Raw genomic sequence first — 569 nt, 5'->3', positions numbered from 1 at the left:
TCCAGCCGAGTGGCCAACGCGGCCACCGTCGGCGCCTCGAAGAGGTCACGAACCGTCAACTCACGATCCAGCGTCCGGCGCACCCGGCTGATCAGGCGGGTGGCCAAAAGCGAATGCCCACCGAGATCGAAGAAGTTGTCATGAACATCGACGGCCGGCAGGTGCAGAACTTCGGCGAAGAGGCCGGCGAGGATCTCTTCGGCCGGAGTGCGGGCGGCGCTGTGTCCCACAGTGGCGTAGACGGGCGCGGGCAGCGCAGCCCGATCGACCTTCCCGTTCGGCGTGAGCGGGAACGCCTCCAACACCACGATCGCAGCCGGCACCATGAACGCCGGCAGATGGCCAGCCAGTTCAGCACGAAGCTCGACACCAGTAGGCCGACCACCAGGAGCCGGAACGACATACCCGATCAGCTGCTTGCCGCGCACGTCATCATCACGCACGACCACCACCGACTGAGCCAAACCAGGCAAGCGATCAAGCGCCGCTTCGACCTCACCCAACTCGATACGGAAGCCACGGATCTTGACCTGGTCGTCGGTGCGCCCGAGGAACTCCAACTCCCCCTC

At 65.4% G+C, this 569-nt stretch carries 1 protein-coding gene; it reads right to left on the bottom strand.

Annotation, left to right across the window (positions count from 1 at the left end):
* Positions 1-560: phosphopantetheine-binding protein (locus ACTMTF_RS49450; protein ID WP_441117043.1), on the bottom strand; the 560-nt coding region annotated here is incomplete at its 3' end.
* Positions 561-569 lie beyond the last annotated feature (9 nt).

This window comes from Nonomuraea sp. ZG12 (assembly GCF_052068115.1).
Taxonomy (GTDB): Bacteria; Actinomycetota; Actinomycetes; order Streptosporangiales; family Streptosporangiaceae; genus Nonomuraea.
Note: the sequence above shows the minus strand (reverse complement) of the source record. Positions and strands in the feature narration are given on the sequence as shown.